Origin of the sequence: Streptomyces sp. NPDC058964 (assembly GCF_042741275.1) — a bacterium.
GTDB lineage: Bacteria > Actinomycetota > Actinomycetes > Streptomycetales > Streptomycetaceae > Streptomyces.
In genome coordinates this window covers 1-6,571 of the sequence record NZ_JBHYKH010000506.1, presented here as the reverse complement: position 1 = coordinate 6,571, position 6,571 = coordinate 1, and the positions used below count along the sequence as shown (strand labels likewise).

General features: G+C 69.3%; 6 protein-coding genes. 2 read left to right on the top strand and 4 right to left on the bottom strand.

Annotated elements, in window-relative coordinates; genetic code table 11:
• Window positions 1–1,172, bottom strand: a 1,172-nt coding sequence (locus ACFW2E_RS38555) for an ATP-binding protein (RefSeq protein ID WP_384474228.1), incomplete at its 3' end; no start/stop codon positions are given.
• A 649-nt stretch (window positions 1,173–1,821) separates the two neighbouring features.
• Between ACFW2E_RS38555 and ACFW2E_RS38550 the strand changes: the two genes are divergently transcribed.
• The gene (locus tag ACFW2E_RS38550; protein WP_384474225.1) at window positions 1,822–3,432 is read left to right on the top strand and encodes an MFS transporter; all 1,611 of its coding nucleotides are present in this window, start codon (window positions 1,822–1,824) and stop codon (window positions 3,430–3,432) included.
• A 90-nt stretch (window positions 3,433–3,522) separates the two neighbouring features.
• On the opposite strand, the gene ACFW2E_RS38545 is transcribed toward ACFW2E_RS38550, so the two are convergent.
• From ACFW2E_RS38545 to ACFW2E_RS38535, 3 genes are all read right to left on the bottom strand, one after another.
• Window positions 3,523–3,816 carry a hypothetical protein gene (locus tag ACFW2E_RS38545; protein ID WP_384474223.1) on the bottom strand — a complete coding sequence of 98 codons (294 nt, stop codon included), beginning with the start codon at window positions 3,814–3,816 and terminating at the stop codon, window positions 3,523–3,525.
• A gap of 103 nt (window positions 3,817–3,919) precedes the next feature.
• On the bottom strand, window positions 3,920–4,414 hold the full coding sequence (locus ACFW2E_RS38540; RefSeq protein WP_384474220.1) for an HPP family protein: 495 nt from the start codon (window positions 4,412–4,414) through the stop codon (window positions 3,920–3,922).
• Between the two features lie 16 nt (window positions 4,415–4,430).
• Window positions 4,431–4,790: an SHOCT domain-containing protein gene (locus tag ACFW2E_RS38535; protein WP_384474217.1), complete on the bottom strand. Its 360-nt coding sequence runs from the start codon at window positions 4,788–4,790 to the stop codon at window positions 4,431–4,433.
• Window positions 4,791–5,087: 297 nt separating this feature from the next.
• On the opposite strand from ACFW2E_RS38535, the gene ACFW2E_RS38530 reads away from it, so the two are divergent.
• Window positions 5,088–6,571: heavy metal translocating P-type ATPase (locus tag ACFW2E_RS38530; protein ID WP_384474214.1), on the top strand; the 1,484-nt coding region annotated here is incomplete at its 3' end.

Here is a 6,571-nt window from a genome sequence, read left to right as displayed (position 1 = left end):
CCCCGGCGATGTGCGACCTCTTGCTCGAACGCCGCCTGTGCTCCCTTGCGGGCGGCGAACTGGATGTCGGCCGGCGTGAACATCTCACTGGCCTTGACCAGTTGGACGACGTCGACCGCATCGGAAGGGGCCCTGAGATACCGGCCCCAGATCGCTGCGCGGGCGGTCGGGTCCGGGGGGCCGATGGGGATCACATAGTCGAACCGGCCCGGTCGCAGGAAGGCCGCGTCCAGCGAGCGTACGGAGTTGGTGGCACAGGCCAGCAGCCGCGCGTCCTGCTCGCGAAAGACAGGGATGAGTTTCAGTAGCTCGTTGGTCACCCCGTGCCCCGGATCAACCGCCTTGCCCGATCTCACGCCGGCGATCTCCTCGACCTCGTCGATGAAGAGCAGCACCGAATCCAGTTCCGCCAGATCCGCGAAAGCCCCGCGCAGTGCCGCGGCCAGTCCCTCTGTGGTGTCGGCCGCGAGCCGGGAGGGGAAAAGTTCCACGAACGGCCAGCCGAGCCGTGAGGCCACGGCCTTGGCAAAGCTGGTCTTCCCCGTGCCGGGGGGCCCGAACAGGATAATCGCCTTGGGCGGGACGACACCGTAGCGGTCGGCCAGTTCAGGTTCGGTCAGCGGTAGCACGACACGGCGTTCGACGACCTGCTTCTCACGCTCCATGCCGGCCATGCCGTCCCAGAGCCCCTCGGGCAGCATGCGGCCGCCCAGCGCCTCAAGGACGCCGGCGTTGGCGGTTTCGGGCGGTTCCAGCTTCTCGTAGTAGATGAGGTCGTCGCGGAACCGGTATCCGGAGTTCTCCAGAGCCTTGGTGCCCGCCGCGTGCCCGGGCAGCAGCGCACTGATATGACGTATGCCCAGTGCGCGCAGGCGCCGTTCCACCTCGGCGAGGAGGGCGCTGCCGATGCCCTGTTCGCGCCAGCGGGAGGCGAGTGCCACCAGGAGAATCCAGCCCCGCTTGCCGTATGCCTGGGCCACGGCCATGCCCACCAGTTCGTCGCCGACCACCGCGACCACCGCCGTCTGACCCGCCTTCGCCGCCGCCATCACCTCGGAGACCGGGAAGACGCGCTCTTCGTCGGCCACGCGGCTCTGGTCCCAGATCTGGATGGCCTGATCAAGGTCGTCGTCGTGATAGTCGCGCAGATGCCATACGGGCATCGCCACCACCTCACCCGCACCGGGACTCCCATTGTCCCCGGCGCAAGCGGCTCGCGACGAACCGAGCAGCCGGACGCAGAGCAACCGATCCGCGGGAGGGCGCCGAGTGATCGCCGACGGTGAGCGGGTCCCGCCGTTCAGTTACCGAGGCGTGCGGCCCAGGCCGTAGATTCGGTGCACGGCAGCTGGTCGAGGCCGTCTTCGCCCAGTGATGCGCAGCACGGTGATCTTCTACGGCTCTCACAGCGGGCCGACGGCGACCGCGTCGCCCAGCGTCTCGCGCACCTCAAGGTCCTGGGTCGGGCTCGTGATGCGCAGGAGCCCGCGTATGTGCCCTGGGGAACCACGACGCGCACCATGCCCCCGCGCTGGTCGGCCGTGTGACGGGCGCCGATGACCGCACTCAGCCCGTGCGCGCCGCAAAGGGTGATCTCGCCGAAGTCGATGATCAGCCGGGGTTGGTCGCCATGGCCGGCCACGAGTTCCACCGAGGACCGGCCGCCCTGCGAGTGTCCGCGCGTGGTGACGCGTGGTGAGCCGACCCCGTCTGCTGGGCATCCGCCGTGCGGATGGCTTGGTCGGCCGCACAGCCGCCGAGCGGTTGACCTTCCTGGCGGGTCGAGGACCCGTCCCCCGACGCTGCTGACATGCTTCGCTCATGACACCCGGGACCGGGACTGCCGGTAGTTCGGCAAGGGAGCGGCTCGTCCTGTGGACGCTTGCGGCCGGTCAGTTTCTGATGGCGCTCGACAGTTCGGTCATGAATGTCTCGATCGCTACGGTGGCCGACGACGTGGGCACGACGGTGACCGGAATCCAGGGCGCCATCACTGCCTACACCCTCGTGATGGCGATGTTCATGGTCCCCGGCGCCAAGGTCGGGGCACTGATCGGCCGGAGGCGCGCGTTCATGATCGGCTGCTGCATCTACGGATGCGGCTCCCTCACCACGGCGCTCGCGCCGAACCTTCCCGTGCTGCTGCTCGGCTGGTCCTTCCTGGAGGGAATTGGGGCCGCGCTCATCCTGCCCGCGATCGTAGCGCTCGTGGCCGGCAACTTCGCCGCTGAACGACGTCCTGCCGCTTACGGACTCGTCGCGGCCGCGGGTGCCGTCGCGATCGCACTCGGGCCGATCATCGGAGGTTTCGCCGCAACTTACCTTTCCTGGCGCTGGGTTTTCGCCGGTGAGGTCCTGGTGGTACTCGGCATTCTGGTGCTCGCTCGGCAAGTCGCTGACGCATCGAGCGGCCGACGCCCGCACATCGACCTCATCGGGGCCGTGCTGTGCGCGCTCGGGCTCGGGGTGTTCGTCTACGGCGTGCTCCGCTCGGATGAATGGGGCTGGTTCCGGCCGAAGACCGACGCGCCTGCGTGGCTCGGAGTCTCGCTGGTCGTGTGGCTGATGCTGGCAGGACTGCTTCTGATCTGGCTGTTCCTCGTCTGGGAGGCCCGCCTCCTGAAGCAGCGGAAGGAGCCGCTGATCGATCCGGGCCTGTTCCACAACAAGCAGCTCACCGGCGGCCTGACCATGTTCTTCTTCCAGTACGCCGTCCAGATGGGGGTGTTCTTCGTCGTACCGCTGTACCTGTCGGTCGCTCTGGGACTGTCCGCGCTCGCGACCGGTGCCCGGCTCCTGCCGCTCTCGCTGACATTGCTGGCAGCCGCGACCCTCATCCCACGGTTCCTCCCGGACGTCTCACCGAGGCGAGTGGTACGGCTCGGGGTCCTTGCGTTGCTTGCCGGCACGGTGGTCCTGATGTCCGCGCTCGACGCCGGCGCCGGAGCGGAAATCGTCACCGTCCCCCTGCTGCTGATCGGGGTCGGGATGGGCGCGCTGGCGTCTCAGCTCGGCTCCGTCACCGTCTCCGCGGTGCCGGATGAGCAGAGCGCCGAAGTCGGCGGCGTCCAGAACGCTGTCACGAACCTCGGCTCGTCCATCGGTACTGCGCTGGCCGGCTCGATTCTGATCGCCGCGCTTACGTCGTCGTTCCTGACCAGCGTCGAGCAGAATCCGGCGATTCCGGCCGCCGTCAAGAGCCAGGCCGCCGTCGAACTCCAGAGCGGTGTGACCTTCATGTCGGACGCCCAGCTCAAGACCGCTCTCGACGAAGCGGGCACGAACAGGCAGGCCGCCCGGATCGCGCTGGAGGCGAACGCCGACGCCAGGCTGGACGGCCTGCGCGCCGCGCTCGCGATCCTCGCATTCGCCTGTGTCGGGGCACTCTTCTTCACATCAAGAATCCCGACCGTCCAGCCCCGTTCGACGTAACCGAGACCGGAACAGCAATGGTGTCGGCATGCGCGTTGAGGTACGGGAAATTGTCAGCCGGCGGGGTACGAGGACGGGTCCGTCGCCGGTCTAGATCGTCTCCCTGACCCGCCCGTGTTCAATAGTGACTCCCCCACCGGCTCTGACGGCTGCGACCACCGCTTGGTGCAGATTCCGGCTCTCTCGCTCCGAACTGCAGGACACGGGGCTTCCGGTCAGGGTGAACCATTCGGAGGTGCCGGTGTACTGGACTGTCACGTCGGCCTCACGGCCGTCCCAGGTCGTGTGGACGGTCAGGTCGCCACTGACGACCCCCGCCTCGTCGGTACGTACGCCGCCCCGGCCGGTGAAGACCCCGGGGGTTGTCCAGGATGCCCAAACCATGACGTCAGCCGTCCTTCCCAAGTTCGCGGCTCACAGCTGAGCCGTAGTGCTGTATGCCACGGTCTCGCTGCGCCCCTCGCGGCCTCCGTGACCGGCCGGCCCGCTACGGAATGACGATTCCGTGATCCCGTTCTGCGCGGCGAGGCGGCAGCCCGGGCAGGGTGGCCCGGGCGGGACCACTGCTGGCGGGCTTGACCCGTCTGTGCAGACCTGCGGCCGAGGCCACATAGTCCCGGGCCGTGAGCAGGCCCACCAGGCGTCCGTGCAGTTCTGTGACCGGGAGGGCGTCCAGGTGCTCCTGCGTCATCACGGCTGCCGCGCGCAGGAGCGAGTCCTCCGGGTGAACCGTGACGGTGCGGTGGGAGTGCACGAGGTCGCGCACCCTGCGAGGGGACAGCGTCGTGGCGGCGGCAGCACATGCCACGGCGAGTTCGGCGCGGTCCAGCACACCGGCGCAGCAGCCGTCCGGGCGAACGACAGGCAGATGACGCTGCCCGGACCGCTCGACCACTTCCCAGGCCATCAGCAGGGTCTCGTCCTCGCTGATCGAGTAGGGCGCCTCGTCCATGAGGGCCCCCACGGAAAGCCTCTCGTCCACGGCTGCCTCCTCCCGGTCAGTGTCGTCCGAGCCGAGAAACGTCACTGGTGGCTGCCCCCAGGACGGCAAGGCGACGGTGGTACTCGTCTTCGTCTATCTCGCCTCGGGCGAAGCGTTCCGCCAGGAGCTGCTCAGGAGTGGGCCCGAGCGGCGGAGTGTCGGCGCGCTCGCTCCTGCGCCCCGGCATCACCAGGGCTCGGTAGACAAGAACGCCGACGAGGATGACCAGAGCCCAGAAGAAGATCATGCCGACGGACATTGCGAACCAGCCCCATCCGCCGACATTGTGGTCGTACCAGATCATCTGATTCACCTCCTCGAAGGCGCCGCGAGTACGGGCCTCGTGCCAGCGGCTTTCGGAGTATCTGCTTCTCACGCTCGCCGGGATCGCTGAGCGCGTCATGAGCCGGTGAGGCCAACGTGAGAGGGCCGATCGGCCCTCTTCATCCAGAGGAGAACGAACTTCATCCAGAGGAGAACGAAACGGATCTCCTCTCCCAGGAACGCAGAAGCCCCACGCCCGGACTCACCCACCGGATGCCGAGGACGATCACTGAGTGCCTCTGGCCCTGGCAGCAGAGCCGTTCGTCCCCTGGCGAAGGCCCGGCTCGCCGGAATGTGATGGACGGGAACCGGACCGCGGGCAACGATGCCGAACGGGACAGAGGTAGCCATGAACCGCTCCGCCTTCACAGCGCACCTGCGCCCCCTGACCGGGGCGGTTGCCTCGCCACGGCTGGAGCCCACCCTCCTGGCCGTCACTGCTGCCGCCCTGACCTCAGGGGGTGCCGCTTGGCTGGCCGGCAACGAGCCTCTCGCCGACCTGCTGTGGGCCCTGGGCACCCTGGTCGCGGTCCCCCCGGCCGTGGGCTGGGTCGTCGCCGCACTCCGCCACGGCCGCGCGGGTGTAGACCTGATCGCGGTTCTCGCCCTCGGTGGCACCCTTGCCGTCCATGAATACCTGGCCGGGGTGCTCATCGCGTTGATGCTGGCCACCGGCCGGACGCTGGAGGCGGCAGCCCAGCGGCGGGCCTCTCACGATCTCCGTGCCCTGTGGGAGCACGCGCCCCGCTCGGCGCGCCGCCGGACAGCGGCCGGCATCGTTACGGTTCCGCTGGCCGAGGTAGCCGTAGGTGACCTGCTCGTAGTGGGTCCGGGCGAGGTCGTCCCGGTCGACGGGCGGGTGGAGGGCACCGTGGCCAACCTCGACGAGTCCGTGCTCACCGGCGAGTCCTTGACCGTCGAACGGGCGGCGGGCGACAGCGTCCGCAGCGGGGTGGTCAACGCCGGCGGCGCCTTCGAGCTGCGGGCCACGGCGACCGAGCAGGACAGCACGTACGCCGGAATCGTGCGGCTGGCCAAGCAGGCCGGGGCCGAGTCCGCACCCGTGGTACGCCTGGCCGACCGCTACGCGGCATGGTTCCTTCCGCTCACCTTGGCGGTGGCGGGACTGGCCTGGCTGGTCAGTGGCTCGGCGGTACGCGCGGTCGCGGTGCTGGTGGTCGCCACCCCCTGTCCACTGCTGCTGGCCGCGCCGGTGGCCATTGTCTCCGGGATCTCCCGCGCCTCACGCCTGGGAGTCGTCATGCGCGACGGTGGTGCCCTGGAGAACCTGGGCCGGGCCCGTACCCTGCTGCTCGACAAGACCGGCACTCTCACCCGCGGGCGTCCTCGTGTCCTCGACGTGGTCGCCGCACCGGGGTGGCAGCCGGCCGAGGTGCTGAGGGTGGCCGCCTCGCTGGACCAGTACTCGCCGCATGTCCTGGCTGAGGCGATCGTCGTGACCGCGCGGGAACGGAAGCTGGTCCTGTCGGTCTCGCACGATGTCACAGAGCAGCCTGGCAGGGGCGCTTCGGGCACCGTGGACGGGCACCGGGTCTTCGTCGGCCGCATCGACGGGTCAGGCGACCGCCCGTCCTGGGTCAGGGCGGTGGAGAACCGGGCGCTTCTCGACGGCGCTGCCGTGGCCTGGCTGACCGTCGACGGTTGCCCGGCGGGTGCGGTGCTGCTGCGGGATCCCCTCCGCGACGACGCGCCGCGCACTCTGCGCCACTTGCGGGCCGCGGGCATCGGCCGGCTGCTGATGCTGACCGGCGACCGAGCGGAGCCGGCCCGCGAGGTGGGCGCCGTTCTCGGCCTGGACGACGTCCGGGGCGG

What these genes read in the sequence shown, in the direction of transcription:
- ACFW2E_RS38550 (WP_384474225.1), top strand. Translation starts at nt 1,822, where the DNA reads ATGACACCCGGGACCGGGACTGCCGGTAGTTCGGCAAGGGAGCGGCTC.
- ACFW2E_RS38545 (WP_384474223.1), bottom strand. Translation starts at nt 3,816, where the DNA reads ATGGTTTGGGCATCCTGGACAACCCCCGGGGTCTTCACCGGCCGGGGC.